The 24,490-nt window shown below is 72.2% G+C and carries 24 protein-coding genes; 10 read left to right on the top strand and 14 right to left on the bottom strand.

Going from position 1 to position 24,490, the window contains the following annotated elements; all coding sequences use genetic code 11:
* Window positions 1–113: 113 nt before the first annotated feature.
* The gene (locus ACFWJW_RS12025; protein WP_387238457.1) at window positions 114–578 is read right to left on the bottom strand and encodes an SseB family protein; all 465 of its coding nucleotides are present in this window, start codon (window positions 576–578) and stop codon (window positions 114–116) included.
* Between the two features lie 341 nt (window positions 579–919).
* Here ACFWJW_RS12025 and ACFWJW_RS12020 point away from each other — a divergent pair, with 341 nt between their 5' ends.
* From ACFWJW_RS12020 to ACFWJW_RS12010, 3 genes are all read left to right on the top strand, one after another.
* Window positions 920–1,429: a hypothetical protein gene (locus tag ACFWJW_RS12020; RefSeq protein ID WP_387238454.1), complete on the top strand. Its 510-nt coding sequence runs from the start codon at window positions 920–922 to the stop codon at window positions 1,427–1,429.
* A 122-nt stretch (window positions 1,430–1,551) separates the two neighbouring features.
* Window positions 1,552–2,088, top strand: a complete 537-nt coding sequence (locus ACFWJW_RS12015) for a lamin tail domain-containing protein (RefSeq protein WP_387238451.1) — start codon at window positions 1,552–1,554, stop codon at window positions 2,086–2,088.
* A gap of 164 nt (window positions 2,089–2,252) precedes the next feature.
* On the top strand, window positions 2,253–2,666 hold the full coding sequence (locus ACFWJW_RS12010; RefSeq protein WP_387238448.1) for a nuclear transport factor 2 family protein: 414 nt from the start codon (window positions 2,253–2,255) through the stop codon (window positions 2,664–2,666).
* 31 nt (window positions 2,667–2,697) lie between these two features.
* Here ACFWJW_RS12010 and ACFWJW_RS12005 read toward each other — a convergent pair whose 3' ends face one another.
* On the bottom strand, window positions 2,698–3,513 hold the full coding sequence (locus tag ACFWJW_RS12005) for a helix-turn-helix domain-containing protein (protein ID WP_387238445.1): 816 nt from the start codon (window positions 3,511–3,513) through the stop codon (window positions 2,698–2,700).
* 255 nt (window positions 3,514–3,768) lie between these two features.
* Here ACFWJW_RS12005 and ACFWJW_RS12000 point away from each other — a divergent pair, with 255 nt between their 5' ends.
* Window positions 3,769–4,080 (top strand): 4a-hydroxytetrahydrobiopterin dehydratase, encoded by a 312-nt coding sequence (locus ACFWJW_RS12000; protein ID WP_387238443.1) that lies wholly within the window; start codon window positions 3,769–3,771, stop codon window positions 4,078–4,080.
* A 10-nt stretch (window positions 4,081–4,090) separates the two neighbouring features.
* On the opposite strand, the gene ACFWJW_RS11995 is transcribed toward ACFWJW_RS12000, so the two are convergent.
* From ACFWJW_RS11995 to ACFWJW_RS11985, 3 genes are all read right to left on the bottom strand, one after another.
* The gene (locus tag ACFWJW_RS11995; protein WP_387238440.1) at window positions 4,091–5,035 is read right to left on the bottom strand and encodes a YihY/virulence factor BrkB family protein; all 945 of its coding nucleotides are present in this window, start codon (window positions 5,033–5,035) and stop codon (window positions 4,091–4,093) included.
* A gap of 86 nt (window positions 5,036–5,121) precedes the next feature.
* Entirely contained in the window at window positions 5,122–6,501 is a 1,380-nt protein-coding gene (locus ACFWJW_RS11990) for a cryptochrome/photolyase family protein (protein WP_387238437.1), read from the bottom strand.
* A gap of 77 nt (window positions 6,502–6,578) precedes the next feature.
* Window positions 6,579–7,658: a DUF1266 domain-containing protein gene (locus ACFWJW_RS11985; protein ID WP_387238434.1), complete on the bottom strand. Its 1,080-nt coding sequence runs from the start codon at window positions 7,656–7,658 to the stop codon at window positions 6,579–6,581.
* A 114-nt stretch (window positions 7,659–7,772) separates the two neighbouring features.
* On the opposite strand from ACFWJW_RS11985, the gene ACFWJW_RS11980 reads away from it, so the two are divergent.
* Window positions 7,773–8,660, top strand: coding sequence for a class I SAM-dependent methyltransferase (locus ACFWJW_RS11980; protein ID WP_387238431.1), 888 nt, complete (start codon window positions 7,773–7,775; stop codon window positions 8,658–8,660).
* A gap of 139 nt (window positions 8,661–8,799) precedes the next feature.
* Here the strand turns inward: ACFWJW_RS11980 and ACFWJW_RS11975 are convergent, their stop codons facing one another.
* From ACFWJW_RS11975 to ACFWJW_RS11955, 5 genes are all read right to left on the bottom strand, one after another.
* Window positions 8,800–9,591, bottom strand: a complete 792-nt coding sequence (locus ACFWJW_RS11975) for a VOC family protein (protein WP_387238428.1) — start codon at window positions 9,589–9,591, stop codon at window positions 8,800–8,802.
* Between the two features lie 201 nt (window positions 9,592–9,792).
* Window positions 9,793–10,626: an aldo/keto reductase gene (locus ACFWJW_RS11970; RefSeq protein ID WP_387238425.1), complete on the bottom strand. Its 834-nt coding sequence runs from the start codon at window positions 10,624–10,626 to the stop codon at window positions 9,793–9,795.
* A gap of 41 nt (window positions 10,627–10,667) precedes the next feature.
* Window positions 10,668–11,744 (bottom strand): hypothetical protein, encoded by a 1,077-nt coding sequence (locus ACFWJW_RS11965; protein WP_387238422.1) that lies wholly within the window; start codon window positions 11,742–11,744, stop codon window positions 10,668–10,670.
* A gap of 148 nt (window positions 11,745–11,892) precedes the next feature.
* Window positions 11,893–13,719 (bottom strand): AMP-dependent synthetase/ligase, encoded by a 1,827-nt coding sequence (locus ACFWJW_RS11960; protein ID WP_387238419.1) that lies wholly within the window; start codon window positions 13,717–13,719, stop codon window positions 11,893–11,895.
* Between the two features lie 254 nt (window positions 13,720–13,973).
* Window positions 13,974–14,837, bottom strand: coding sequence for a LysR substrate-binding domain-containing protein (locus ACFWJW_RS11955; protein ID WP_387238416.1), 864 nt, complete (start codon window positions 14,835–14,837; stop codon window positions 13,974–13,976).
* Between the two features lie 204 nt (window positions 14,838–15,041).
* Between ACFWJW_RS11955 and ACFWJW_RS11950 the strand changes: the two genes are divergently transcribed.
* Complete coding sequence (locus tag ACFWJW_RS11950; RefSeq protein ID WP_387238413.1) at window positions 15,042–16,106, top strand: bile acid:sodium symporter family protein; 1,065 nt, start codon at window positions 15,042–15,044, stop codon at window positions 16,104–16,106.
* A gap of 154 nt (window positions 16,107–16,260) precedes the next feature.
* On the opposite strand, the gene ACFWJW_RS11945 is transcribed toward ACFWJW_RS11950, so the two are convergent.
* Both ACFWJW_RS11945 and ACFWJW_RS11940 read right to left on the bottom strand, forming a co-directional pair.
* A complete protein-coding gene (locus ACFWJW_RS11945; protein ID WP_387238410.1) occupies window positions 16,261–18,207 on the bottom strand; it encodes an exo-alpha-sialidase in 1,947 nt (648 codons plus the stop codon).
* A 258-nt stretch (window positions 18,208–18,465) separates the two neighbouring features.
* Window positions 18,466–19,407, bottom strand: coding sequence for a zinc-binding alcohol dehydrogenase family protein (locus ACFWJW_RS11940; protein WP_387238407.1), 942 nt, complete (start codon window positions 19,405–19,407; stop codon window positions 18,466–18,468).
* Window positions 19,408–19,543: 136 nt separating this feature from the next.
* Between ACFWJW_RS11940 and ACFWJW_RS11935 the strand changes: the two genes are divergently transcribed.
* A complete protein-coding gene (locus tag ACFWJW_RS11935) occupies window positions 19,544–19,987 on the top strand; it encodes a MarR family winged helix-turn-helix transcriptional regulator (RefSeq protein ID WP_387238404.1) in 444 nt (147 codons plus the stop codon).
* A gap of 30 nt (window positions 19,988–20,017) precedes the next feature.
* Here ACFWJW_RS11935 and fdhD read toward each other — a convergent pair whose 3' ends face one another.
* Window positions 20,018–20,908: a formate dehydrogenase accessory sulfurtransferase FdhD gene (gene fdhD, locus ACFWJW_RS11930; protein ID WP_387238401.1), complete on the bottom strand. Its 891-nt coding sequence runs from the start codon at window positions 20,906–20,908 to the stop codon at window positions 20,018–20,020.
* Window positions 20,909–21,038: 130 nt separating this feature from the next.
* Window positions 21,039–21,317 (bottom strand): hypothetical protein, encoded by a 279-nt coding sequence (locus tag ACFWJW_RS11925; protein ID WP_387238398.1) that lies wholly within the window; start codon window positions 21,315–21,317, stop codon window positions 21,039–21,041.
* A gap of 342 nt (window positions 21,318–21,659) precedes the next feature.
* Here ACFWJW_RS11925 and ACFWJW_RS11920 point away from each other — a divergent pair, with 342 nt between their 5' ends.
* The 3 genes from ACFWJW_RS11920 (at window position 21,660) to ACFWJW_RS11910 (ending at window position 24,188) form a co-directional block, all read left to right on the top strand.
* Window positions 21,660–22,046 (top strand): chorismate mutase, encoded by a 387-nt coding sequence (locus ACFWJW_RS11920; RefSeq protein ID WP_387238606.1) that lies wholly within the window; start codon window positions 21,660–21,662, stop codon window positions 22,044–22,046.
* A 197-nt stretch (window positions 22,047–22,243) separates the two neighbouring features.
* Window positions 22,244–22,885, top strand: a complete 642-nt coding sequence (locus ACFWJW_RS11915) for an HAD family hydrolase (RefSeq protein WP_387238396.1) — start codon at window positions 22,244–22,246, stop codon at window positions 22,883–22,885.
* 109 nt (window positions 22,886–22,994) lie between these two features.
* Window positions 22,995–24,188 (top strand): helix-turn-helix domain-containing protein, encoded by a 1,194-nt coding sequence (locus tag ACFWJW_RS11910; protein WP_387238393.1) that lies wholly within the window; start codon window positions 22,995–22,997, stop codon window positions 24,186–24,188.
* Window positions 24,189–24,490 lie beyond the last annotated feature (302 nt).

Here is a 24,490-nt window from a genome sequence, read left to right as displayed (position 1 = left end):
CGCCGGGCATCGCACGCGCTCCCGGCCACGGGGAAGCCCGCTGACCGCTCCGGGGCCGCTGCTACCCCCCGGGGGGCCGCACCGCTATCCGCTATCCCCTGGGGGCCGCGGCGCTATCCGCCCGGGGGCCCGCCGGGCTCCCCGGCCGTGCCGCCACCCTCCGCACCGGCCTGGCTGAAGACGGGCAGCGCCCGCACCAGGTCGGGGGGAAGGGCGAGGCCCTCCTCGGTGGACGGGTTGACCGCCAGCCACAGATCGTCCGCCGGCCAGTTCGCGGCCAGCTCGACGACCGGGATGCTCAGCGCCGCGCCGGGATCTCCCCCGGCCGCCACCAGCGCGTCCTCGTTGGTGAAGACGGGGATGTAGCGATTGCCGTCCTGCTCGATGACCGGCAGCGACACAGCGCCCTCCGGTCGCGGCTCCTCGCCCTCGACCGGCGGTGCCTGCGGCAGCAGGGCCATGCTGTTCGCGAGCTCGACCAGGGCGGCCTGGGTATCCGCCTCCGTCGCGGACCGCGCTCCCTCGGCGGACGATGCCTCGCTCGGGGGCGCGTTTTCGTCGGGTGTCGGGGTGCTCATGGCGTGTCCTCTCGTCGGCGTTGCTCACCGACCACCCGCTCGGCACGGGCGGACCCGGGTTTGCCCAGTCGCCACCGGCTGCCGCCCAGCGACACGAACCGGGACAAGCGTGGCAATACCCCCCAGGCTAGGCCGCCCCCCGTTCTACGCAACGTCCACCACCCGCGAGGCGGCGGGACGGCGGGTGAGCAGCGGTGACAGGGAGAGACGGAGCCCTCACCGGCGGCCTCCCGGGCCTCGGGCGCCGGCGCACCGGATCCCGCATGACCTCAGCAAAGAAGACCCGCCCATACTGACCCCTGATGCATGAGGAGATCTGACCAAGCTCAGGTGGGGGTTGCATGAGTACCGGGTCCGACCATCCGGCCTTAACGGCGGGGCGTTCGATGTTGTGGCTTCGCCGAATGGCGGTGCACCTCGGTGCGATGCATCTGAGTGGCGCGCTGTTGGTGCTCACTCTTCTCGTGCCGCCGGGGTGGGCGCTGGATACCTACGGAGCGGCGCCGCCCGGCGATCCCACGGCGGATGTGCCGCCGGTCATGATCCTGCTGGGCGCCCTGTTCGGCTGTGTGACCTTCCATGTGGTGGTGCAGATCCCGTCAGGACTGCTGGGTAGTTGGCTCGGGCGGAGGGGCGGAGTGCTCGCGAGCTATGCGGTCGCCGTGGCGGTGGCCGGCGCGCTCACGCCCGTCTTCTTGTGGGGAGTCGTCGGAGTGGCCGATGCCGCCGAACTCGGCTCCTTGTGGCTCGACCACATGGCGCGTGGCGCGTTGGGCCTGGCCGGGTATATCGGGCTGACGTCCGCCCTTTGGCCCCGGTCTGCGCGTCCGCTTCCCGGGGTGGAGGGCTGACGCTTCCTGCCGGTTCGGCCCCTGTCCTCCGTAACGGGGCGGGGCCTGAATGATCCCTTCCGGTCGTGCTCGGTCATTGTTGTTCAGCGTGCAACCATCGTGTCCCTTCGCAAGTCCTCCACATGCAACACGAGTTCATCAGACTGTGGAGGGGATCTCTCTTGCGTAAGCGTCCTGCTGTCGCCGCTGCCGCTGTCCTGGCCGGTGCGCTGTCCTTTCTTGCCGCCGGGCCGGCCCAAGCCGCGGAGTACCACTCGGCGTTGAAGATCCGGGGCGTCCAGTACGACGCGCCCGGCCGGGACTCCAACAGCTGCTCCTCGGGCAACACCCACCAGGAGTACCTGACGATCAAGAACTACTCGTCGTCGGCGACCATCAACCTCAAGGGGTACGTCGTCAAGGACGCCACCGGAAACCGCTTCACCTTCACCGCCAGTCACTACCTTGAGCCCGGGGACTATGTGAAGCTCCGGGGCGGCCACGGCACCGATTCCGACCGGTACGACGTGGTCTACCGCGACAACTGCAACTTCCTGTGGAACAACGACCGCGACACGATCTACCTGTACAAGCCCTCGGGCAGCCGCGCGGACGTCCACTCCTACACGAGGAGCGGGTCGGACTCCGACGGCAACGGCTACATCCGCTATCACCGCTGAGCGCCCATTACCTCGCGGGTAATCGACCCCCACCCCGCCGCCCGGCAAGGTGAAGGCATCGGTTCACGGGCCGGCGCACTCCGGCCCGTGAACCGGTGTCAGGCCGCGATGCCGTTCAGCCGGCAACACGCGGAACGTCGTGCGAGGAGTGGGGAGTTCGGAAAATGACGCAGCATCAGGAGCAGGTTGTTCAGCAGGCCGCCGCTACGGGGGACCGGTACGCGGCGGCCGTGGCGCGGTACTTCGAGGCGTGGAACGCGCGGGAGGAGGGGGCGCTGGGCAAGGCCGTGGCGGCGGCGTTCGGGGCGGACGTGACGTACACCGATCCGCTGGCCGATGTCGCGGGGCACGACGGGCTGGCGGCGGCGATCGCCGGGGCCCATGCGCAGTTCCCCGGGTATGAGTTCCGGCAGGCGGGCGCGGTGGACGGGCACCACGACATCGCGCGGTTCGGGTGGGAGCTGGTCAGCCTGGCGGACGGGTCGGCGCCGGTGGCCGGGTTCGATGTGCTGCGGCTGGGGGAGGACGGGCGGATCCGGTCCGTCCTCGGGTTCCTGGACCGGGTGCCGACAGCGTGAGGCCGTGTGAGCCCGCCGGTGGCGCCCGCCCCTAGAGTCCCGCCTTCCGCAGATGGGCCGCCGTCTCCGGATCGGCCGGCAGGAAGGTTTCCAGCGCCAGTTCGGAGACCGTCACATCCATGGGGGTGTTGAAGGTGGCGATGGTGGAGACGAAGGACAGCACGGTGTCTTCGTGCTCGATCATCATGGGGAGGGCGAAGGGGACGTGCTCCCCGAGGGCTGCCGAGGCGCGGCCGCCCGGCGGCAAGGGGTAGGCGCTCACCTCGTCGTAGAGCGCACGCAGGGGAGCGGAGCGCATCAGGGCCAACTGCCGCTCCATCTGGGCGAGAAGGTGGCCGCGCCACTCCCGGTAGTTGCGGATGCGCGGGGCCAGGCCCTCGGGGTGCATGGTGATCCGCATGGCGTTCAGCGGTGGCTCCAGCAGCGCCGGGGCGACGCCCTCCAGCAGCATGGTGATCCCGCGGTTCGCCGCCTGGACCTGATAGGTCCCGTCGACCACCAGCGCGGGGAACGGCTCGTAGCCGGTCAGCAGCCGTTCCATGCCGGCGCGCAGGGCGGTCATCGACGGGTCGTCCAGCGGGGTCTCCGGGAAGGTCGGGGCGTAGCCCGCCGCGATCAGCAGGGCGTTGCGCTCCCGTACGGGGACGTCGAGGTGTTCGGCGAGCCGGAGCACCATCTCCTGGCTGGGACGGGAGCGGCCGGTCTCGATGAAGCTGATGTGGCGGGCGGAGGAGTCGGCGCGCAGCGCCAGTTCCAGCTGGCTGACCCGGCGCCGGTCGCGCCATTCGCGCAACAGCGCGCCCACACCCGTGGTCGTCTCCGGCGAGGACGCCGCAGCAGTTGTCATGGGAGGGACGGTAGCCGAGGGGCGGGAGGCGGCGGGCCGGCCCCTACGGGAAGGGGGCGGTCCAAGGACGGTCCGAGGGCGGCGGGCCCACCCCTACGGAGAGCCGCCTGCCGCCCCGCCCATCCGCGCGAAAGGGCCCCCGGCGTGACACGCTGGGAACGGCGCGGCCGCCGCGGCAGCGGGGCTGCCCGGACCGCGCGACGTACCGGAAGCCGGCTCCTCGGCGGCCGGCCCACACGGCGAGAGGTGAGCGTGATGAACGCGCAGGTGGAACCGCTCAGTGCGAAGGAGATCGAGGAGCGTCTCACGGAGCTGCCCGGGTGGTCCGTGGAGGGGGACTCGTTGCGCCGTCACTACCTCTTCCACGGGCATGTCCCGGCCGTCGCCATGGTCGTCCATATCGCGCAGATCCAGGAGGAGTTGGGGCACCATGCCGATCTCACCCTGGGCTACAACCGGGTCGGCGTCGCGGTGAACACCCACAGCATCGGCGGCCGGGTCACCCACCTCGACTTCGGTCTCGCCCGCCGTATCGAGGACATCGCGCCGGGCCACGGAGTGCGCTGACCGTAGCCGCTCAGCTGCCGCTGCGCGGCCGCACCACCCGCCCCGCGCGGGCCAGCTCCACATTGAACTGGGCGCCGGACAGCAGCGACAGATGGGAGAACCACAGCCAGATCAGGAACACCACCGGCCCGGCGAGCGAGCCGTAGAGCCGGTTGAAGGTGCCGACGTACGAGGCGTAGAGGGCGAAGGCGGCGGAGGAGATCAGCCAGAGGAGCACGGCGACCACACCGCCGGGGGCCGCCCGGCGCACCCCGCGGGAACTGGGCGGCCCGGAACGGAACAGCACCATCGCCAGCACCGTGGCCAGGAGCAGCAGCAGTGGCCACTTCAGCAGGTTCCAGGTCGCCTCGCCCGCCTCGCCGAGCCCCACGGCCCGGCCCAGCGCGGTCGCGATCGGGCCGCTCACCAGCAGCGCCACCGCACTGCTGATCAGCAGCGCCATCAGCAGCAGCGCCGTGAACAGGATGCGCGGCGCCTTGCGCCACGGCGGCCGGTCGTCCTTCGTGCGGTGCATGGCGTGCAGCGCGCGGCGGAACACCGCCAGATAGCTGCACGACGACCACAGCGCACTGATCAGGGCGCCGCTCAGCACCACCCATGCCGCGGTCTCCTGGTGCGCCATCCCGACCAGCGCCCGGTGGACGGTCGGGCCCGACTCGGCCGGGGCGAGCGAACTGATCTGGTTGATGAGCTGTTCGGTGGCCGGCGGATCGGCGAGACCGATCAGCGACACCGTGACGATCAGCGACGGCAGCAGCGCCAGCACCGAGTAGTACGTCAGGCTCGCGGCCCAGTCCGTCACATCGTCGTGCCACACGGACAGTGGCGTACGGCGCAGCGCGGTACGGATCTGGGCCCAGGTCGGCAGCGTGGCCGGCTTCCTCGGTCCCACCGCCCCGAGTGCCCGGTCCAGCTGTGTCGGGTCCAGCCCGCGGCGCATACCGCTCCCGCCCATGTCGTATCCGTCCTCTCCGTCGGTCCGCCCTGCATCATCTCCCGCCCCGGACGCCGCTCACGACACCCGGCCGGCCGGTGCCCCGCTCAGTCCAGCCCGCGTGCCCGCTGGAACCGCACCAGCCCGTCCGCCAGGTCCAGCACCGGATCCGGGTAGTCGTAGGCCGCCCGCTCGGGCCCGGACAGCTTCCAGGGCCGGTGCACCGCCGCGCCCGCGAGCCCCGCGAGCTCCGGCACCCAGCGCCGTACGTAGTCGCCCCGGGGATCGAACCGCCGGGCCTGGACGAGGGGGTTCAGCACCCGGTTGGGCCGGGTGTCGGTGCCGGTGCCGGCCACCCACTGCCAGTTGAGCTGGTTGTTCGCCAGATCGCCGTCCACCAGCAGATCCAGGAAGTGCCGCGCGCCCACCCGCCAGTCCACGTACAGCGTCTTGGTCAGAAAGCTCGCCACCAGCATCCGGGCCCGGTTGTGCAGCCACCCCTCGTGCAGCAGCTGCCGCATCCCCGCATCGACCACCGGATAGCCGGTACGGCCCTCCTTCCAGGCCGTCACCTCGGCGCGGTCGAAGCGCCAGCGGTCGCCCCGCGCACGGTAGTCGGCGCGCGCCGCGTCGGGACGGGCCGCCAGCACCTGATGGTGGAAGTCCCGCCAGGCCAGCTGGCGTACGAACGCCTCGGCACCGGCGTCCCGGCGGGCCGACGCCTTGTGCACCAGCTCCACCGGTGAGAGGCATCCGAAGTGCAGATACGGCGACAGCCGCGAGGTGGCATCGCCCGGCAGATCGTCCTGCCGGTCCTGGTAGTCGGCCATGCCCGACCGCTGCCAGGCCCCGAACCGGCGGCGCCCCGCCCGTTCGCCGCCCTCCGGCAGCGCGGGCGACGGCGTGCCGTCCGGGCACAGCACCCGCGCGGACGGCAGGTCCTCGGACCGCACCTCGGCGGGGACCCGTACCGCGCGGGGCGCGGGCAGCACCGACCGCCGCCCCGCCGCCTGCCAGCGCCGGAAGTACGGGGTGAAGACCGCGAAGTGGTCCTTGCCCGGACCGGAGGGCAGCACCGCGCCGGGCGCCAGCGCCGTGATCACCGCGTCATGGACCACCAGGGCACGCCCCGCCGACGCCAGCTCCGCCCGCAACCGGCGCTCCCTGCGCAGCGCATAGCCGCTCACCCCGGCCGCGAGGTGCACCTCCCCGGCCCCGGTCTCCGCCGCCACCCGGCAGGTCTCGGTGACGACGTCCCCCGTACGGATGACCAGCCGACCGCCCCGTTCACGCAGCCCCGCATCGAGATCCGCCAGCGCATCGGCCAGAAAGGCGGCCCGGTTGGGCACCACGAACCCGGCGTCGGCGATGCCCGTGTCGACGACGAACAGCGGTACCACCCGGCGCGCGGCGCGCAGCGCGGCATGCAGCACCGGCTGATCGTGCAGCCGCAGATCGGAGCTGAACAGGCAGATCGCTACATCCATGCCCTACGTCTACACCGAACGGCGCCGCCCGGGGCGCCGGTCGAGGGCGCCCGCCCGTCAGCCGGACGCCCCGCCCGTCAGGCGAAGGGCAGCCCGCGCCACGGCGAATACGGGTCCTGGGCGAGCACCCGGTGCAGATGCACCGTCTCCGCGTACTGCGGCCCGAACCAGCCGTTGTCGAACGCCAGCATCCGGCCCAGGGCATAGCCCGCGGCGAACTCCTCCCACGAGCCGTACGCCTCCCGGGCCCGCGCGGCGGCCTGCTGCACGGCCTGCTCGGCCTGGTGCGGTGCGCACAGCCGGGCGCCCAGGCCCCAGCGGACGAGACCGACGGCATGCGCCAGGTCCAGCGCCACCAGGGACACCACCCGGCCGTCGGCCGGCAGCAGCCCGTCCGCGCGGAACCGTTCCTCGTAGCGGGTCACGAGCTCGGGGACGGCAGGCGGTTGTGCGGCGCCCGGGGAGCCCGCGGTCTCCGGCTCCGTGCCGTCCGCGTCCTCCGGGGCCCCGGCCTCCCGGGCCCGGGCGCGCAGCGCCGCCTCGGTCTCCGCCGGTACGAACTGCCCGCCGAGCAGCTGGTCCAGCCGCTGCTGCCAGGTGGCGGGGTCGGTCACCGACCACTGGTCGCGCAGGGTCTGGGCGTCCGCGGCATGGTCGAGGAAGGCCGTACCGAGTTCGTTCCACGGCACGCTGTGGTGCACCGCGATCGGCGCACCGCACGCCAGCCCCTGCGCGACGGGTCCGTGCAGCGGACTGCCGTAGTGCGTGACGAGCAGTCCGCCGGGCCGCACCCCGACCTGGGCGCGGACCCGCAGCCAGCCGGCGCGGTGGCCGGGCGACGCGGCCAGATACGCGGCGCACGGCGTCCCGGGGTTCACCGCGAGCCGCCACTTGTCGTTCGGCCAGTCCTGCGCCAGTTCCTCCACCGAGACCCGGTCGAAGAACTGCTGCGGCTGCCACGGCGGCAGCATGCCGCGGGTCAGGACGGGAATGCATTTCGCACCCGCCGCCGGGTCGTCGTAGACGGGCAGCGGGTCCTGACCCTGCTGCGGAACCGCCAGGTACAGATCCTCACCGGCGATCGCCGCGACCTGACCGTCCCAGTCCCCACGCGCCGTTGCTTCGCACAGCCGCCGCTCGGTATCCGTCGGCGGCATCCATCCCGGAGTAGCCACAGGCCAAGACCCTACGATCACCCCTTCTCCCGGGGGAACGTGGGGCCGCCGGCCCGCAGGATTGCACGCGCACCACCCGTCACGGAGGCTCGAGGCATGAGCGACCACGACCGTCCCGGACCCGGGCACCACCACCCGCACGACAGCGTCCACCCCGACTGGGAGATGCTCGGCCCGGACCTCGAACGGGGCGCCGAGCTGTACACGCCGGTCTATGAACAGGCCGCGTCCTGGCTGCGCGAGGCCGCCCCCGGCGGAGTGCGCAGGGTGCTCGACATCGGCAGCGGGCCCGGCGTCGTCAGCTGTCTGCTGGCCCGTGCCTTCCCCGACGCCGAGGTGGTGGCGGTGGATGCCACCGAGGCACTCCTGGAGCGGGCCCGCGACCGGGCCGCGCGCCTGGGCCTCGCCGGCCGGGTCCACACGGAACTCGCCGAGGTCCCGGACGGACTGGACGCCCTCGGCGGCGCCGATCTCATCTGGTCGAGCAAGGCCCTGCACCATGTCGGTGACCAGCGTGCCGCGGTCGCCGCCCTGGCCGGTCATCTGCGGCCCGGCGGACTGCTCGCCCTCGCCGAGGGCGGCCTCACCCCGCGTTTCCTGCCGCGCGACCTCGGCCTCGGCCGCCCGGGGCTCCAGTCCCGGCTCGACGCGGCCAGCGAGGAGTGGTTCAGCGAGATGCGGGCGGCGCTGCCGGACACCGTCGACGAGATCGAGGACTGGCCGGCCTTCCTCGCCGACGCCGGTCTGCGCGCGCCGGGCACCCGCAGCTTCCTGCTGGATCTGCCGGCCCCGCTGTCCGCCGAAGCCCGCGCCCACGTCGTGGCCACCCTGACCCGTGCGCGCGAGATGTACGGCGACCGCCTCGACGAGGCCGACCGCACCGCCCTGGCCCGCCTCACCGACCCCGAGGACCCCGCCGGGTTCACCCGCCGCCCCGACGCCTTCTTCCTGTCGGCGCAGACCGTCCACACGGCGCGGGCGTAGCCGGGCCGGTCCGGTGGTGGGTCAGGGCGAACCGGCCCTGGCCCACCACCCGGCGACCGCCGCGCCGCTACGCCTTCCGCAGGGGCCCGAGCCGCACGGTCCCGAGCCGCACGGTCCCGAGCGGCCGTCCCGGCCCGGATCAGCCCTGGTTCATCGGCTTGGGAGTGATGACGGCGAAGGTCGCGCCCTGCGGGTCGCTCACCACGGCCATCCGGCCGGCGATCATGTCGAAGGGCCGCTGTAGCGCCGCGCCGCCGGCCGCGGTCACCTTCTCGACCGTCTCATCGGTGTCCGCCACCGAGAAGTACGCCAGCCAGTGCGAGGGGGTGTCGGCCGGCATCTGCTCCGACATCGGCTGCATCCCGCCCACCGGACGGTCGTTCACCTGGAGGGCGTAGTAGTTGTCGGCGCCCTCCATGGGGGAGCTCTCGATGCCGAGGGCCGACTTGTAGAACGCGGCGGCGGCCGACGGGTCGGTGGTGTTGAGCTCGTTCCAGATCAGCGCGCCGTGCTCGTTGACGATGCCGGCGCCGGGGAAGTCCCTGGGCTGCCAGACGCCGAACACCGCTCCCGTGGGGTCGGCCGCGATACACATCCGGCCGAGCGTCATCACGTCCATGACGGGCATCAGGACCGTGCCGTCGGCCCCCCGCACCGCTTCGGAGGTGGCGTCCGCGTCGGCGGCCGCCAGATAGGTGGTCCACACGGTCGGCGGTGCGGGCTGGCCGCCCATCTCGACCGCGGCCATGATTCCGGCGACCGGCTTGCCGTTGAGCTCACAGACCGCATAGCCGCCGGTCTCCGGGGGCCCGATCTCTCCGGTCCACCCGAAGACCTGGGAGTAGAAGTCGATGGCCGCTTGCTGGTCAGGGGCCGCGAGGTCGATCCAGCAGGGCGTCCCGGGCTGGTAGGGAGCTGTGACTTCAGGCATCAGGGCCTCCTCGATGGGGCACCTCCCGCCGTTCAGGCATACGGGAGGAGCAGAACGCGGAGGGGTCGCGGCCCCGGTCGGCACGCCGCGGGAGCCACCCCACACTCACCCTCCACAGTCACCGCCGTCCGCCGAGCCCGCCACTCGGGTACGACTCGGCGCCGCCCGGAGCAGCCGGGCGGCGCCGATACGGGCGGCGGATCAGACCACGTCGAAGGCGGCCGGGTCCGGGCCGAGGCGGGTGCCGGTGTCCAGGCCGGCGAGCGCGGTGAGGTCCGCGTCGTCCAGCTCGAAGTCGAAGATGTCGATGTTCTCGGCGATGCGCGAGGGGGTGACGGACTTCGGGATGGCGACATTGCCGAGCTGGATGTGCCAGCGCAGCACGACCTGGGCCGGGGTCTTGCCGTGCTTGGCGGCGAGCTCCACGAGCGTCGGGTGCTCCAGGAGGCCCTTGCCCTGGCCGATCGGCGACCATGCCTCGGTGACGATGTTGTGCCGGGCGTGGAAGGCGCGGGAGGCGGCCTGCGGGAACTGCGGGTGCAGCTCGATCTGGTTGACGGCCGGGACGATGGAGGTCTCGCCCAGCAGCCGTTCCAGGTGCTCGGGCAGGAAGTTGGAGACCCCGATGGCCTTGGCGCGGCCGTCCGCGTAGATCTTCTCCAGGGCCTGGTACGTCTCGATGTACGTGTCCCGGGCCGGGAGCGGCCAGTGGATCAGATACAGGTCCACGTACTCCAGGCCGAGCTTGGCGAGGGAGGTGTCGAACGCGCGCAGCGTCGCGTCATGGCCTTGGTCGGCATTCCAGAGCTTGGTCGTGACGAAGAGTTCGTCACGGGCGATGCCGGAGGCGGCGAGCGCCTTGCCGGTGCCCTCTTCGTTGCCGTAGATCATCGCGGTGTCGATGCTGCGGTACCCGGCGTCCAGGGCCTGGCCGACGGCGATGGACGCCTGCTCGTCCTCGACCTGCCAGACGCCATAGCCGAGCTGCGGCATCGCGACGCCGTTGTTGAGCGTGATGGACGGAACCTTGCTCACGGGGGAATCGATCCTTACGTCGGCTTTCTTCTTCCCGGATGTCAACGATCATCCGTCGTCGCGCATTCCCGGCCGGCGGGACGGGATGCGCGCAGCGCGGAGCGTTTCTGTGGCCGCGCCGTGCGTGGGGCCGCCTGACCGGCCCCCGGACGCGGGTGTGCAGCGGGTCGCGGCGCGGCGGTGAGTTCGCAGAGCGCGAACGACCCGGCGCACAGCACCACGAGTCCGGCGCACAGCTCCAGGGCGCCGGCCAGGCCCGGGAGCCCCTCGGGGACCGCGGCGGCGCCGGGGGAGAAGCCGTCGGCCACCGCTTGCCCGAGCCACAGGCAGCCGCCACAGGCGAACGCCGCGGCACTGCCGCACCAGGCCAGGAACAGCGGCGTACGCACCCGGAGCCGGGGCAGCAGGCCCGGCAGCACCAGGAGCACCAGCCCGGCCGCGCCGGCGAGGGAGAGCAGGCCGGCGGCCCAGTCCGACGCGGAGCTGATGACCGTACGGGCGGCCGCATCGGTCGCCGTGACACCCGGCGTCGAGCCCGCGCCCCACAGCACGTGAACGGTGCCCAGCGCCGCGAGCAGCACCGCGGCGGGCAGCAGGAAGATCCGCTGCATCGCCCGGGTGCCGGTGTCCGGCAGCGCGTGCAGCGGGCGGCGCAGCAGGCCGCCCCAGCGCTGATGTGCGTACAGCCCGAAGGCGCCGAGCAGGGTGACGGCCTCGACGGCGAAGCCGCCGTAGACCACGCCGAAGACCCAGGGGGCGAGGAAGTCGCCGGTGGCCAGCGGGTGGGCGGCGCCGGTGACCAGGGCGGTGACGCTGCCGCCGGCGAGCCCGGTCATCAGGGGGATGAGCAGTCCGGACGCCATCCACAACGGGAAGGCCAGCAGCCAGGCCGGGGTACGGAGGCCGGCCGGGCGGGTGAGGGTGTGGGCCACTACGGCGGCGACGGCGTCCAGGAGGAAGGTGAGGACATTGGCCGTCACCCAGGCGGCGCGGCCGACGCGGTGGGTGTCCATGACGCCGATGTCGAAGCCCAGCACCCACAGCAGCTTGAGGGTGAGGTACGGGACACAGGCGGCGACCGCGAGCCGGCCGAGGAGTGTGAGACGGCGGTTATCCATGGCAGGAGCCTCGCCGCCGGTGGCGCGGCCGGCGTCCGTCCGGCGGACGATCCCGCTCCGCCGGACGGGGGAGCGCCGTGCCGGACGGGGGAGCGCCGTGCCGGACGGGGGAGCGCCGCAGTGCCGACCGGCGCCCCGGGTGCCCCGGTCACGTCTGGTACAGCGCGTCCACCTCGACCGTGTAGGCCGTCTCGATCGCCTTGCGCTTGAGCTTCAACGACGGGGTCAGCAGCCCGTGTTCCTCGCTGAACTGGTTGGCCAGTATCCGGAACGTACGGATCGACTCGGCCTGGGAGACCAGGGTGTTGGCGGCGACGACGGCGCGCCGGATCTCGGTCTCCAGGTCCGGGTCGCGCACCAGGTCGGTGGGTGGCATCTCCGGCTTGCCGCGCATGGCCAGCCAGTGGGTGACCGCCTCCGGGTCCAGGGTCACCAGCGCGGCGATGAACGGCCGGTCGTTGCCGACCACGATGCACTGGGCGACCAGCGGATGAGCCCGCACCCGCTCCTCCAGGCCCACCGGCGAGACTGTCTTGCCGCCGGAGGTCACCAGGACCTCCTTCTTGCGGCCGGTGATCGTCAGATAGCCGTCCTCGTCCAGCGCGCCCAGGTCGCCGGTGGCGAACCAGCCGTCGTGCAGCACGGCATCGGTGGCCTTGGGGTCGTTGTGGTAGCCGTGGAAGACCTGGCCGCCGTAGAGCCAGATCTCGCCGTCCTCGGCGATGTGGACGGTGGTGCCGGGGATGGGGGTGCCGACGGAGCCGAAGCGGGTCCGCTCGGGCGGGTTGGCGGTGGCGGCCGCCGTGCTCTCCGTCAGGCCGTAGCCCTCGAAGATCCGCACACCGGCACCGGCGAAGAACAGCCCGAGCCGGCGCTCCATCGCCGAGCCGCCGGACATCGCGTACCGCATCCGGCCGCCCATCGCCGTACGGACCTTGCTGTAGACGACCTTGTCGAAGAACTGGTGCTGCATCCGCAGTGAGGCACCGGGGCCGGAGCCGGTCCCGAAGGCTTTGTTCTCCTGCGCCTCGGCATAACGGACCGCGATCTCGACGGCCTTGTCGAACGGCCCCACCTTGCCGTCCGCCTCCGCCCGGCGCCGGGCCGCGGCGAAGACCTTCTCGAAGATGTATGGCACCGCCAGGATGAAGGTGGGCCGGAAGGTCTGGAGGTCGGGCAGCAGCGCACGGGCCGCCAGCTCGGGCTGGTGGCCCAGCTTGACCCGGCCACGGATCGCGGCGACCTGCACCATCCGCCCGAAGACATGGGCCAGCGGAAGGAACAGCAGGGTGGCCGCCTCGTCGCCCGGCTTGGAGTGGAAGACCGTCTCGTAGCGCAGCACGATGTTGTCGGACTCGGCCATGAAGTTGGCGTGGGTGATCAGACAGCCCTTGGGGCGGCCGGTGGTGCCGGAGGTGTAGATGATCGTCGCCGTGGCGTCCGGGGTGACGGCCATCCGGTGGCGGTGGACGACATCGTCCTCGATGTGTGCACCGGCCGCGGTCAGTTCGGCCACCGGGTCGGCGTCCAGCTGCCACAGCTTGCGCATCTGCGGAAGCCGGTCGATGACCGAGCCGATGGTCATCGCATGGTCCTCGTGCTCCACCAGGCACGCCGAGACGCCCGCGTCGTGCAGCATCCAGAAGACCTGCTCCGCCGACGAGGTCGGATACAGCGGTACGGACTGGACGCCGATGGACCACAGCGCGAAGTCGAACAGGGTCCACTCGTAGCGGGTACGCGACATGATGCCGACCCGGTCACCGAACCGGACCCCCTGGGCCAGCAGGCCCTTGGCCAGGGCGAGAACTTCGTCCCGGAACTGTCCGGAGGTGACGTTCTGCCAGTCCCCCGCGTCGTCCTTACGCGCCAGGGCGACCCGGTCGGGATCGGAATCGGCATGCTCGTAGACGGCATCCGCCAGCCCGCCGACCCGGGGCGCGGTCGCCAAAGGCGGGACGGTGAACTCGCGCAATGACCCAGCTCCTCGTGGTGTTGCTCACAAGGCCGCGACCGTACCCCACCGTGACGGCATCCGGCAGAGCCGTACCACGTCGCGAACGCGGCCGCGCGGGAAATGACCAACTGGAGAAATCGGGTGACTTCGGAGAAGCAGGGACAGGGGGCAGCTGGTTCAACGCCGGACGATCACGGCGCCGGGACCATATCTGCACCAAATCTCTGCACGTGACGCCGGATCGGCCGACCTGTCCGGAACGCCGCCGTGGATCAGGGGAGCTGGAGGCGGTCGCCGCCCGCGAGGATCGCCTCGGCGAGCGCTTCCGCCGGGCCCCGCGCCGCGCGGTCGCGCTGTCCGTACACAAGAACGAAATCCACGCCGCCCAGTTCCGGAAGTCCGGCACGTGGCTGAATCTTGGCCAAGCCTGGCGGGATCATGCCTCTCGTATGTGCCATTACGCCCAGACCTGCCCTGGTTGCGGCAATCAGTCCGTTGAGGCTTCCGCTGGTGCACGCGATGCGCCACTCCCGGCCCGCCCGCTCCAGCGCCTCCAGCGCCCGGGCGCGGGTCAGTGCGGGCGGCGGGTAGACGACCAGCGGCACCGGGCGCTGCGGATCGAGGCGCAGCCGCTCGGCTCCCACCCACACCAGCCGGTCGCGCCAGACCAGCCGTCCGTGTGTGTCCTCCGGGCGCCGCTTGGCGAGCACCAGATCCAGCCGGCCGGCCGCCAGCAGCTCGTGCAGGGTCCCCGACAGCTCGACGGTCAGCTCCAGATCGACCTCGGGGTGCTCCCGCCGGAACTCTTCGAGGACCTCCGGCATACGGGTCAGCACGAAGTCCTCGGAGGCCCCGAAGCGGAGCCTGCCGCGCAGCCGGGTGCCCGCGAAGAAGCTCGCGGCGCGCTCGTTCGCCTCCAGGATCGTGCGGGCGAAGCCGAGCATCGCCTCGCCGTCCTCGGTCAGCTCCACGGCATGGGTGTCGCGGGCGAACAGCCGGCGCCCGGCGGCCGCCTCCAGCTTCCGTACGTGCTGGCTCACCGTGGACTGCCGCAGCCCGAGCCGGTGCGCGGCCTGGGTGAAGCTCAGCGTCTGCGCCACGGCGAGAAAGGTGCGCAACTGGGCGGGTTCGAACATGGCTCTCCGTCCCTGGCCGGTCCCAGGGGCTGCGGCCCCTACGGCGGTGCCGACGACCGCTTATCGCGGACCGGCATCACAGTGACCACAGTAAACAGGGTTCCCGATGGCCGCAGGTCACGGCACCCTGGAGGAACCCGCACCGGCCACCGTGCCCCTGTGCGTGCCCCCTGCCCCGAGCCCCCGAACGACCGAAGAGAGACCATGCGCCGCCCCCCTCTGCCCAAGCTCCCGTCCCGGCTGCCCGTGGACGGCTACCTCCTGGCACTGGTGGGCACCGTCGCCCTGGCCGCGCTGCTGCCCGCCCGCGGGCCGGCCGCCACCGCCGCCGAGGGGGCCGCCACCGGAGCCGTCGCGCTGCTCTTCTTCCTCTACGGCGCCCGGCTCTCGACCCGCGAGTCCATGGACGGCCTGCGCCACTGGCGGCTCCATCTCGCCGTTCTGGCCTGCACCTTCCTGCTCTTCCCGGTGCTCGGCCTGGCCGCCCGCGCGCTGGTCCCGCAGGTCCTGCCGCCCACCCTCTACACCGGCCTGCTGTTCCTGTGCCTGGTGCCGTCCACGATCCAGTCCTCCATCGCCTTCACCTCCCTGGCCCGCGGCAATGTCGCGGCGGCGATCTGCGCCGGCTCGTTCTCCAGCCTCGTCGGCATCGTCGTCACCCCGCTGCTGGCCGGCCTGGTCCTGCACGGGAACGGCGGCGGCTTCTCCGCCGGCTCACTGGTCTCGATCGTCTGCCGGCTCCTGTTGCCGTTCCTCGCCGGGCAGTTGCTGCGGCGGTGGCTCGGCGACCGGCTCACCCGGCACAAGAAGGCCCTCGGCCGGGTGGACCGCGGCTCGATCCTGCTCGTCGTCTACGCCGCCTTCAGCGCCGGTGTGGTCCAGGGCATCTGGCACCAGGTCTCCGCGCTGCGGCTGCTGTGCCTGCTGGGGGTGGAGGCCGTCCTGCTCGCGGTGATGCTGTCCGTCACCTGGTACGGCTCGAAGCGGCTCGGCTTCCACCGGGCGGACCGGATCGCGATCACCTTCGCCGGCTCCAAGAAGAGCCTGGCGGCCGGCCTACCGATGGCCAGCGTCCTGTTCGGCGCACAGGCCGGGCTCGCGGTGCTGCCGCTGATGGTGTTCCACCAGATGCAGTTGATGGTGTGCGCGGTCCTCGCGAAGCGCTTCGCGAGGACCGCGCCACCGGAGCCGGCGGTGGCGGCCGCCGCTGGGGCAAGCCCGGCGGCGGAGACCGCGGGGGACATGGCGGTGAGCGGGGCGCGGCCGTAGGGCCGGAACGGGATCGGACCGCTCCTGGAGCCGATCCGGCTCAGCGGAAGCCCGCGTGCCGGGCCTCGCGAGTCCGCCCGGCCCATGCGGCAAATCCAGGGCCTGCCCGGCGCGTTGACGTCCGGACAGGCCCTGGCTTCGTCCGCCGCGCCGATCAGTTCTTGGCGCCCCCGCGTACCCGGTCCAGCGACAGTCCCAGGACCAGCGGGCCGCTCGCCGGAGCGTTCTCGGTACGTAGGCGGGACAGCTCGGCGTCGGACAGGGCCCGCCGGTAGACACGTACCTCGTCCAGCGCGCCGGTGAACTGGACCCGGCTGTCGGGCTTCTGGCCGAGGTGAACGCCGAAGACCGAGCCGCGGCTGACCGACCCGGGGACATCGGCGACGACGGTGGTCTCGTCCCCGTCCACCGAGAGCAGCAGCCGGCCGCCACTACGGCGCAGCGACAGATGGTGCCAACTTCCGTCGTTGTAGGCGGAGTTGGTCACCGCCTGGGCTCCGGCGGCCGGCTGGGCGCCGTCGACGGCGGTGATACGGGCGACGATCCGGTGATGGGCGGGGTCGCCGGAGATCGCGACCTGCGGGGCCCTGGCGCCCACCCCGCCCATCCACAGCAGCGGCTGTTCGCCGGTGGTGGCGTCGTAGCGGAACCACAGGCTGCTGGTGAAGTCGTGGGTCCCCAGGGGCAGGGCGCGGCGGAAGGGGAGGCGTACCGCATCGTCGGCGCCGTCGAAGGACAGTGCCCGCCCGAAGCGGCCGTCGGTGCCGCGGGCGCCGCCCAGGACGAGCGCCGGCCGGGCGCCGGGGGCGGTGTCGCGGGTCGTGGGGTCCGGGGCGCGCCGCGGGCCGAGCCAGTCCTCGGTGAAGCGGGCGAAGCGGATCTCGTCCCGGGCGTCGACCGCACCGCCCTCGTACATCAGGCCGGTGACCTCGCCGGAGATGGCGACCAGATCGGAGTAGCCGGACCAGTCGGTGGTGACCCGGGCGCCGCGGTCGACGCCCTCCCAGGTGCGGCCCTCGTCGTAGGACGAGCGGATGGTCATGGTCCGGCGCCGGTCGGGGTCCGCGGGGGCCGCGAACAGGGTGCGGCCGCGGCCGGTGCGCGGGTGCGGCAGACGGAGCGCCGAGCCCTGCACCATCGGCGTGTAGAGGCCGGGGAGGGCGCGGAACGGTGCGGCGAAGGAGTCGCCGCCGTCCCGGCTGACCGCCGCGGTGCGATGGCCCAGGTCGGTGCCGTCCTGTTCGCGGCCGTTGACGTAGAGGGAGCCGTCGGAGCGTTCCAGGAGGGTCATCTCCGAGGGCTTCTGACGGAACGTCCCGTCGACCGCGACGGGCCAGCTGTCCAGCGCGCCGACCTTCCAGGTGGTGCCGCCGTCGTCGCTGTGGATCAGGGCGGCGTGGTTGGCGGTGACCCGGTGGTCCGCGTAGCTCTCGGCGTTCACGCTGAACACCAGCCGGCCCGCATGCCGTCCACGGGTGAGCTGGATGCCGTGCACGGGGCCGGTGGCGTACCAGGAGTTCCACTGCGGGGGGCGGATGGCGGCGGTCAGGTCACGGGGCGCGGACCAGGTCGCGCCGTCGTCGTCGCTGTACTGGAGGTGCGGGGTGCGATCACAGGGGACATCGCAGCTGAGGCCGTCGGTGCGGCCCTTGTTGTAGGTCTCGGCGAGCACGATCCGGCCGGTGCGGCGGTCCACGATGGGCGCCGGGTTGCCGTGGGTGTCACCGTCGCCGTGGTTGATGACCTGGAGCGGTCCCCAGGTACGGCCGCCGTCGGTGGAGCGTTTGAGGACGAGGTCGATATCGCCCGCGTCGCCACAGTCGTGCCGCCGGCCCTCGGCGAAGGCGAGCAGAGTGCCCCGCGTGGACTGTACGACGGCCGGTATACGGAAGCAGTAGTAGCCCGGGTCCTGGGCGGCTTTGAAGAGGATCTGCTGGTCGAAGCCGCCGGCGGGGGTGCCCGGCGCGCCGTCCGGTGCGGCATGGACGGGGGCGGCCGGCAGGAGGGCGAGGGCTGTGGCGGTCAGTGCGGCGAGCAGGGCCGCGGCACGGCGGCGGGGTCTGCTGCGGGGGCTGGGGTGTGCGCGGAGAACTGACGTCATGGTCCGGCCTGCCCTTCGAGGCATCGGCGTCGGGTCATCAGGACATCCCACGTCCTATGTGTGCATCGCGACGGAAGCTACTGCCGCGTGCGGAGCGCGACAAGGAGCCTGCGTCAGTTCTCCGTGCCGCAGCCGGAATTCACTCTCCCGGCCCGCAGGCACTGCGCCGGGTGCGCCGGGAGCGCCGGCTGCGGTACGGGGGCCGGGAGTGCCGCGTGGGCCAGGTGCCCCGAATCCGCCGGATGCGCCCGCCGGGCCTCACGGGCGCAGCACCACCTTTCCGAGGTTGGCCCTGGCCTCGATGATCTCGTGCGCCTTCGCGGCCTCGGCCAGCGGCAGTTCGGCATGGACGGCGGCCCGCAGCCGGCCGGAGCCGGCCAGCTCCCACAGCCGCGCCCGGTGCTCCTCGTACAGCTCCCGGTGGACGGTGGAGAAGTGGCGCATCGTCAGCCCGGTGATCGTCTTGGCGCCGGCCAGCAGCTCATACGCCGGGACCGTGCCGCCACCGGAGTTGAAGAAGATCAGCCGGCCGCCGGGGGCCAGCGCGGCCAGGGCGCGCGGCAGCAGCTCACCCCCGACACCGTCCAGCACGATGTCGACCGGCGCGCCCCAGGACTCCTGGTCGTACGTCACCACCTCATCGGCCCCCAGCCCGCGGAGGAACTCCGCCTTGGCGGCCGAGCTGACGGCGGCCACCACCCGTGGCACCCCCTGGAGCTTGGCCAGTTGGACGGCGAGATGCCCGGTGCCGCTGGCCGCGCCGGTGATCAGTACGGATTCGGCGCCCTGTGGCGCGGCGGTGCTGAGCACGGCGAGTGCGACATGCCCGCTGCGCACCAGCGCCACCGCCTGCACGGCGCTCGCCCCGTCCGGTATCCGGCTCGCCAGAAAGGCGGGGGCGAGGGCGAGTTCGGTGTACGAGCCGGTGAGGGTGAGCGAGGTGACGCGGTCGCCGGGGGCGAAGCCGGTGACGTCCGGGCCGAGCGCGACGACCGTACCGGCGATCTCGCCGCCGGGCATGGCGGGCAGCGGATCGCCGCCGCCGTTGCCGTCGCCGCGCACCCGCCGTACGCACGGCAGCGTGACGCCGATGGCCTCGGTGCGCACCAGGAGTTCCCCCGGGCCGGGCACCGGCGCCGCCGCCTCCTCGACCCGCAGCACGTCGGGACCGCCGTAGGAATGGAATCGGACGCGGCGCATGGGCAGCACCTCCGGGTTCGTCGGCCGGTGGGCACCGGCGCGCTTCATTGGGTACCCCAACGATAAACAGAAACCCTTGGACCTGCCAATGGTTTTTCGTTGGGCCATCCAATGGGTTTCTCGGTACGGTGGCCCCATGGCCGACACTCCCTACGCCCCCAGCCGTATCCGCGCGCTCCCCAGCTGGCTGCTGGGCCGCGCCGCCGCCCGCGGGCACCGCCTGGTCGCCGACGCGCTGGCCGCCGAAGGCATGCGGATGATGCATCACGCCGTTCTCTCGGCGGTCGCCGAACTCGGTCCGGTCTCCCAGGCGGAGCTCGGCCGGACGCTGGCCATCGACCCCAAGGACATGGTCGCGATCGTCAACGACCTCCAGCGGGACGGGCTGGTGACCCGCACCCCCGACCCCAAGGACCGGCGCAAGAACGCCGTCGAGATCTCCGCCGACGGCCGGCAGCGGCTGCGCCGCACCCAGCAGCTCGGCGACGAGGCCAACGCGGAGCTGACCGCGGCCCTGACCCCCGCCGAACGCGAGCAGCTGATCGCGCTGCTGACCCGGATCGCGCTGCCGGCGGGGTGACGCGCGGCCGCCGGCCGTGCCGGGCGCGCCTCAGCCCGTGGTGGCCGCCGCGTCCAGGGCGATCCGGTGCTCACCCGCGTACACGTTCATGGAGGCGCCACGCAGAAACCCGACCAGGGTCAGCCCGGTCTCGACGGCCAGATCGACGGCGAGCGAGGACGGCGCCGATACCGCGGCCAGCACCGGAATGCCCGCCATCACCGCCTTCTGCGCCAGCTCGAACGACGCCCGGCCGGAGACCATCAGCACGCAGGAGGACAGCGGCAGCCGCCCCTGTTGCAGCGCCCGCCCGACGATCTTGTCAACGGCGTTGTGCCGCCCCACGTCCTCCCGGATGTCCAGCAGCTCACCGTCCGCCGTGAACAGCGCCGCGGCATGCAGACCCCCCGTCCGCTCGAACACCCGCTGGGCCGCCCGCAGTCGGTCGGGGAGGGCGCTCAGCGTCTCCGGGGCGATCCGGACCGGGGTGTCGGGGGAGGTGTCCAGGGTCCAGCGGGCGGTGGTGCGGACGGCGTCCAGACTGGCCTTGCCGCACAGCCCGCACGACGAGGTCGTATAGACATGGCGTTCCAGGCTGATGTCCGGGACCGGCACCCCGTCCGCGAGCCGGACATCGACCACGTTGTAGCTGTTGCTCCCGCCCCCGTTCCCGGCTTCGTCCGGGCCGGCGGCGCCCCCCTCGGTGGCCCCCGCGCAGTAGACGATGTTCGCCAGTTCGTCGGCGCTCGCCAGGACGCCCTCGCTGACGAGGAAGCCGGCGGCGAGCGCGAAGTCGTCACCGGGGGTGCGCATGGTGATCGCCAGCGGCTTGCCGCCGACCCGGATCTCCAGCGGCTCCTCGGCGACCAGGGTGTCCGGGCGGGTGCTCACGGCACCGTCGCGGATGCGGATGACGCGGCGTCGCTCGGTGACCCGTCCCATGTCTGATCAGTCCCGTCCGCACCGGTCCGGCGTGGTCCCGGTGCTGTATGTGCCGAGGGCCGAAGCGGCCCCTGATACGGATCGCCGTGGGTCACCGGTGGCCGTGGGGGGCGAGGTGACCTCGACGTTCTCATTCTCCTGCACTGCCGGGTGCGGTGGTGCGCCGCCTCGTGAAGTCGTACACGGGCCGGCCGACGCACTCTTCGCGCGGCGTCAGCCGGATCGGCCCGCCCCAGTACGGCAGCAGCAACTCGCGTGCCACATGGGCGAGATGGGCGTGCCAGGCAGGGGCGAGGGCGCCGGGCGGCAGGCTGGTGGGGGAGGCCGGGGCCAGGTCGGGGCCGGTCGGCGGGGTGCGGTACGGGTCGATGTTCCCTGCCGCGGCCGGTGTGGTGCCGACGAAGAGCACGAATCAATGGAAGACGGAGGGATGGCCGGGCCGCGGTGTGGGTAGGTGCTTGAGCCGGGGCCCGGTCAGCGCCCCGCATCCGGGGTCGGCCATTGCCGCGGCCCCGCGCGAAACGGCCCGGTGGCGGGATCTGTGGGGGATCCCGCTACCGGGCGTAGCGCCAGGCGCCGCCGGCGCACAACTCCGGCGCCGCCCGGCCCGGTCCCGGCCATTCGGTCCGATCCGCGAGACCAGCCCAGGTCACCGGCCTTCGTCCGGGTAATGTGCAGCCGATCAGGCATGACGTACCCGAAGCAGGACACCGCACCGGGCACCCGACCGACCACGAATGGCGAGACGCACATGAGCGAAGGGACCGCACCGGCGGCCGGCGAAGCGGCCTCCGTTGCCGACGAGGCGGCCCGTGAGCGGCTGCTTTACCTGCGCGGCAGCATCGACAACCTCGACGCCGCCCTGGTGCATCTGCTCGCCGAGCGCTTCAAGTGCACCCAGCAGGTCGGCGAGCTCAAGGCGCGGCACAGCCTGCCGCCCGCCGACCCGGCCCGGGAGGCCGCGCAGATCGAGCGGCTGCGCCGACTGGCCGAGGACGCCAAGCTGGACCCGGCCTTCGCCGAGAAGTTCCTCAACTTCATCATCGGCGAAGTGGTGCGACACCATAAGGCAATCGCGCATCAAGCCTCTACCAGCAACGATGAGTCGAGCGACGGGACTCCAGCGGCTGCTGAGTGATCATTTGGGGGATACCTGGGAGATGCCGTCACCCGGCCCGAGTGCCACGACCCCGGCAACTTTCTCGCCTGATCGGCGCAGATCGCGTATCGCGCGGTTAGCGGCGGGCGTCGGGGACGCAGGTGGTCGCCATGCCGCGAATCGTACGGGCAGGCACCGACAAACGCACACGGATTGGTCGCCCTTAGGCTGTTCGCATGATCCGTGCAGTGGCATTCGACGTCGGCGAAACCCTCATCAGCGATGACCGCGGGTGGGGCGCGTGGGCCGACTGGCTCGGCGTGAACCGGCACACGCTGTCGGCTCTGGTCGGTGCAGTGGTGGCGCAAGGCCGGGACAACGCGGACGCGCTTCGTCTTGTACGTCCGGGCATCGACGTTGAAGCCGAGCGAGCCGCGATGGAGAAGGCAGGCCGCGGTGAGGCGCTCAGCGAGTCCGATCTGTACGCGGACGTCCGGCCAGCCCTCGCCGCGCTCCGGGACGTTGGCATTCGCGTGGTTGTGGCTGGCAACCAGACTGCGCGGGCGGCGGAGCTGCTCCGGGCTCTCGACCTGCCGGTGGACGCGGTGGCCACGTCCGGGGAGTGGGGCGTGGCCAAGCCGGCAGAGGCGTTCTTCACGCGCATCATCGAGCTGGCTCAGGTCCCGGCGGGCGAGGTGCTGTACGTCGGCGATCACCCGCAGAATGACGTGCTGCCAGCGGCTCGCGCCGGGCTCCGTACGGCCCACCTGCGCCGTGGCCCGCTCGGGCATCTGTGGGCGGACAGCGAGGACGCGCAGGCCGCTGACGCCCGGGTCGCGAGCCTGACGGACCTGGTGGACGTGGTGCACTCCCTGTAGGCGTCAACGGGACGGCCCCGCCCACGAGATGCGGGCGGGAGCCGTCTGCGTTCCCGGAGCGTGACGGCGCGGGTACGGTTCGGAGTGGCTGCACCGAACGGAGACCAGTATGCCCAGCATCGTGTATCGCGGGGTAGGCCCCCGCATCGCCTACGAACGCCGCATCGCCAGCCTCACCCAGGTCGACTTGGCACGCGCCGCCGGCGTCGGTCTGGGCACCATCCGGAAGGTCGAGCGCGGTGAACGCGGCGTATCCGACGCCGTCCTGGATGCCATCGCTGATGCGCTCGACATCGACCCGGCCCGTCTGCTGCCCGACAAGGAGCGCCCTGACGAGCGCGTACACCGGGCCATGCCGGGGCTCTCCTCGGTACTTGCGACCTATGACGTACCCGGCGACGGGCCGTGCCGCTCACTGCCGACCCTCACTGAGGCGGTCGCCTCAGTCGTCGCGTGGCGGCTCGGTGCACAGTATGTGCGCGTGGCTCGTGCTGTGCCGGATCTGCTGGCTGAGTTGTGTCGTGCGTTGCAGGGAGCAGCACCGGGCGACCGCCCCGCCGTCGCCCGGTTGTTGGTGGACGCATGCCGGGCCGCGGACGCGGTCGCCTACAAGTATGGCGCCCGAGACCTGTCGGCCCGCCTGATCGACGTAATGCGGTGGGCTGCCGGGCAGGCGGATGACCCGGTGGTGGACGCGACGACGGCGTACGTTCGGACGGAAACGTTCTTCGCCGCCAGGGCGCATGCTGCTGGGTTGCGTGCCCTCGAACTCGCCGCGGACCAGCAGGCGCTGAGGACTTCGGTGCCGGAGGCGGTTGCTGCCCGTGGCGCCCTGCACATGCGTGCTGCTGTGATCGCGGGCCGGGCTGGTGACGGCGACTCGGCAGAGACGCACCTCGACGCCGCACGCGTCCTCGGCGACGAGGTTGCGGAGGACGTGTACAGCGGCACGGCCTTCGGCCCGGACAGTGTCCGCATCCACGAGGTATCTGTGGCGGTCAGCCTCGGGGATGCCCACCTGGGCAGGGCGCTGAAGTTGGCACGCGAGTGGGCGCCACCGCGGGACCTGCCGGCCGAGCGGCGGTCGGGTTTCTATATCGAGCTGGGGCGGGCGCAGCTGTGGTCAGGCCGACCGGATGCGGCGTTCGAGTCGCTGAAGGTAGCGCGTCGGATTGCTCCGCAGCACGCCCGGGAACATCGGTGGGTTCGGGAGGACGCGGCCACTCTGCGCCGGCTGAAGCGCGCGGATGCCGAGAGCTTGTCGAACTTCGCCGAGTGGTGTCACGCCGGGGCGGGCGCCTGAGAGGTACCCCTCACAGGGGTACTTGAGGGGTACCCGTGGGGCGAGCCTCTTCCTGAGCCCACCGGCGCAGGGAGAGACCGTGACTGTAACGAACGCTCCGCCTAACATTCCGCTCGCAGAACCCGACGTGAGTATCGTCCGGCTGCATGGCGAGGCGTGCTATTGGTGCGGCGCAGCTCACAGCACTCTCACGCCAGCTGGGTCAGTTGCCACTCCGGTCGATGACCGTGGCGGCATTCGCGTCTGGTTCATCGTGGCTTGTCTGCCGCACCGGAACCGGAGGCCGCAGTGATTTCGCGCGC

The organism is Streptomyces sp. NPDC127097 (genome assembly GCF_042724075.1).
In the GTDB taxonomy this organism is placed as follows: domain Bacteria; phylum Actinomycetota; class Actinomycetes; order Streptomycetales; family Streptomycetaceae; genus Streptomyces.
This window is presented reverse-complemented; position numbering and strand designations above follow the sequence as displayed.

What these genes read in the sequence shown, in the direction of transcription:
- ACFWJW_RS11935 (WP_387238404.1), top strand. Translation starts at nt 19,544, where the DNA reads ATGGCCGACACTCCCTACGCCCCCAGCCGTATCCGCGCGCTCCCCAGC.
- ACFWJW_RS11985 (WP_387238434.1), bottom strand. Translation starts at nt 7,658, where the DNA reads ATGCCGCCGACGGATACCGAGCGGCGGCTGTGCGAAGCAACGGCGCGT.
- ACFWJW_RS11910 (WP_387238393.1), top strand. Translation starts at nt 22,995, where the DNA reads ATGCCCAGCATCGTGTATCGCGGGGTAGGCCCCCGCATCGCCTACGAA.
- fdhD (WP_387238401.1), bottom strand. Translation starts at nt 20,908, where the DNA reads ATGGGACGGGTCACCGAGCGACGCCGCGTCATCCGCATCCGCGACGGT.
- ACFWJW_RS11940 (WP_387238407.1), bottom strand. Translation starts at nt 19,407, where the DNA reads ATGCGCCGCGTCCGATTCCATTCCTACGGCGGTCCCGACGTGCTGCGG.
- ACFWJW_RS11945 (WP_387238410.1), bottom strand. Translation starts at nt 18,207, where the DNA reads ATGACGTCAGTTCTCCGCGCACACCCCAGCCCCCGCAGCAGACCCCGC.
- ACFWJW_RS11920 (WP_387238606.1), top strand. Translation starts at nt 21,660, where the DNA reads ATGAGCGAAGGGACCGCACCGGCGGCCGGCGAAGCGGCCTCCGTTGCC.
- ACFWJW_RS11965 (WP_387238422.1), bottom strand. Translation starts at nt 11,744, where the DNA reads ATGGATAACCGCCGTCTCACACTCCTCGGCCGGCTCGCGGTCGCCGCC.
- ACFWJW_RS11915 (WP_387238396.1), top strand. Translation starts at nt 22,244, where the DNA reads ATGATCCGTGCAGTGGCATTCGACGTCGGCGAAACCCTCATCAGCGAT.
- ACFWJW_RS12015 (WP_387238451.1), top strand. Translation starts at nt 1,552, where the DNA reads ATGCAACACGAGTTCATCAGACTGTGGAGGGGATCTCTCTTGCGTAAG.
- ACFWJW_RS12000 (WP_387238443.1), top strand. Translation starts at nt 3,769, where the DNA reads ATGAACGCGCAGGTGGAACCGCTCAGTGCGAAGGAGATCGAGGAGCGT.
- ACFWJW_RS11995 (WP_387238440.1), bottom strand. Translation starts at nt 5,035, where the DNA reads ATGGGCGGGAGCGGTATGCGCCGCGGGCTGGACCCGACACAGCTGGAC.
- ACFWJW_RS11955 (WP_387238416.1), bottom strand. Translation starts at nt 14,837, where the DNA reads ATGTTCGAACCCGCCCAGTTGCGCACCTTTCTCGCCGTGGCGCAGACG.
- ACFWJW_RS12025 (WP_387238457.1), bottom strand. Translation starts at nt 578, where the DNA reads ATGAGCACCCCGACACCCGACGAAAACGCGCCCCCGAGCGAGGCATCG.
- ACFWJW_RS11950 (WP_387238413.1), top strand. Translation starts at nt 15,042, where the DNA reads ATGCGCCGCCCCCCTCTGCCCAAGCTCCCGTCCCGGCTGCCCGTGGAC.
- ACFWJW_RS12005 (WP_387238445.1), bottom strand. Translation starts at nt 3,513, where the DNA reads ATGACAACTGCTGCGGCGTCCTCGCCGGAGACGACCACGGGTGTGGGC.
- ACFWJW_RS12020 (WP_387238454.1), top strand. Translation starts at nt 920, where the DNA reads ATGAGTACCGGGTCCGACCATCCGGCCTTAACGGCGGGGCGTTCGATG.
- ACFWJW_RS12010 (WP_387238448.1), top strand. Translation starts at nt 2,253, where the DNA reads ATGACGCAGCATCAGGAGCAGGTTGTTCAGCAGGCCGCCGCTACGGGG.
- ACFWJW_RS11980 (WP_387238431.1), top strand. Translation starts at nt 7,773, where the DNA reads ATGAGCGACCACGACCGTCCCGGACCCGGGCACCACCACCCGCACGAC.
- ACFWJW_RS11975 (WP_387238428.1), bottom strand. Translation starts at nt 9,591, where the DNA reads ATGCCTGAAGTCACAGCTCCCTACCAGCCCGGGACGCCCTGCTGGATC.
- ACFWJW_RS11990 (WP_387238437.1), bottom strand. Translation starts at nt 6,501, where the DNA reads ATGGATGTAGCGATCTGCCTGTTCAGCTCCGATCTGCGGCTGCACGAT.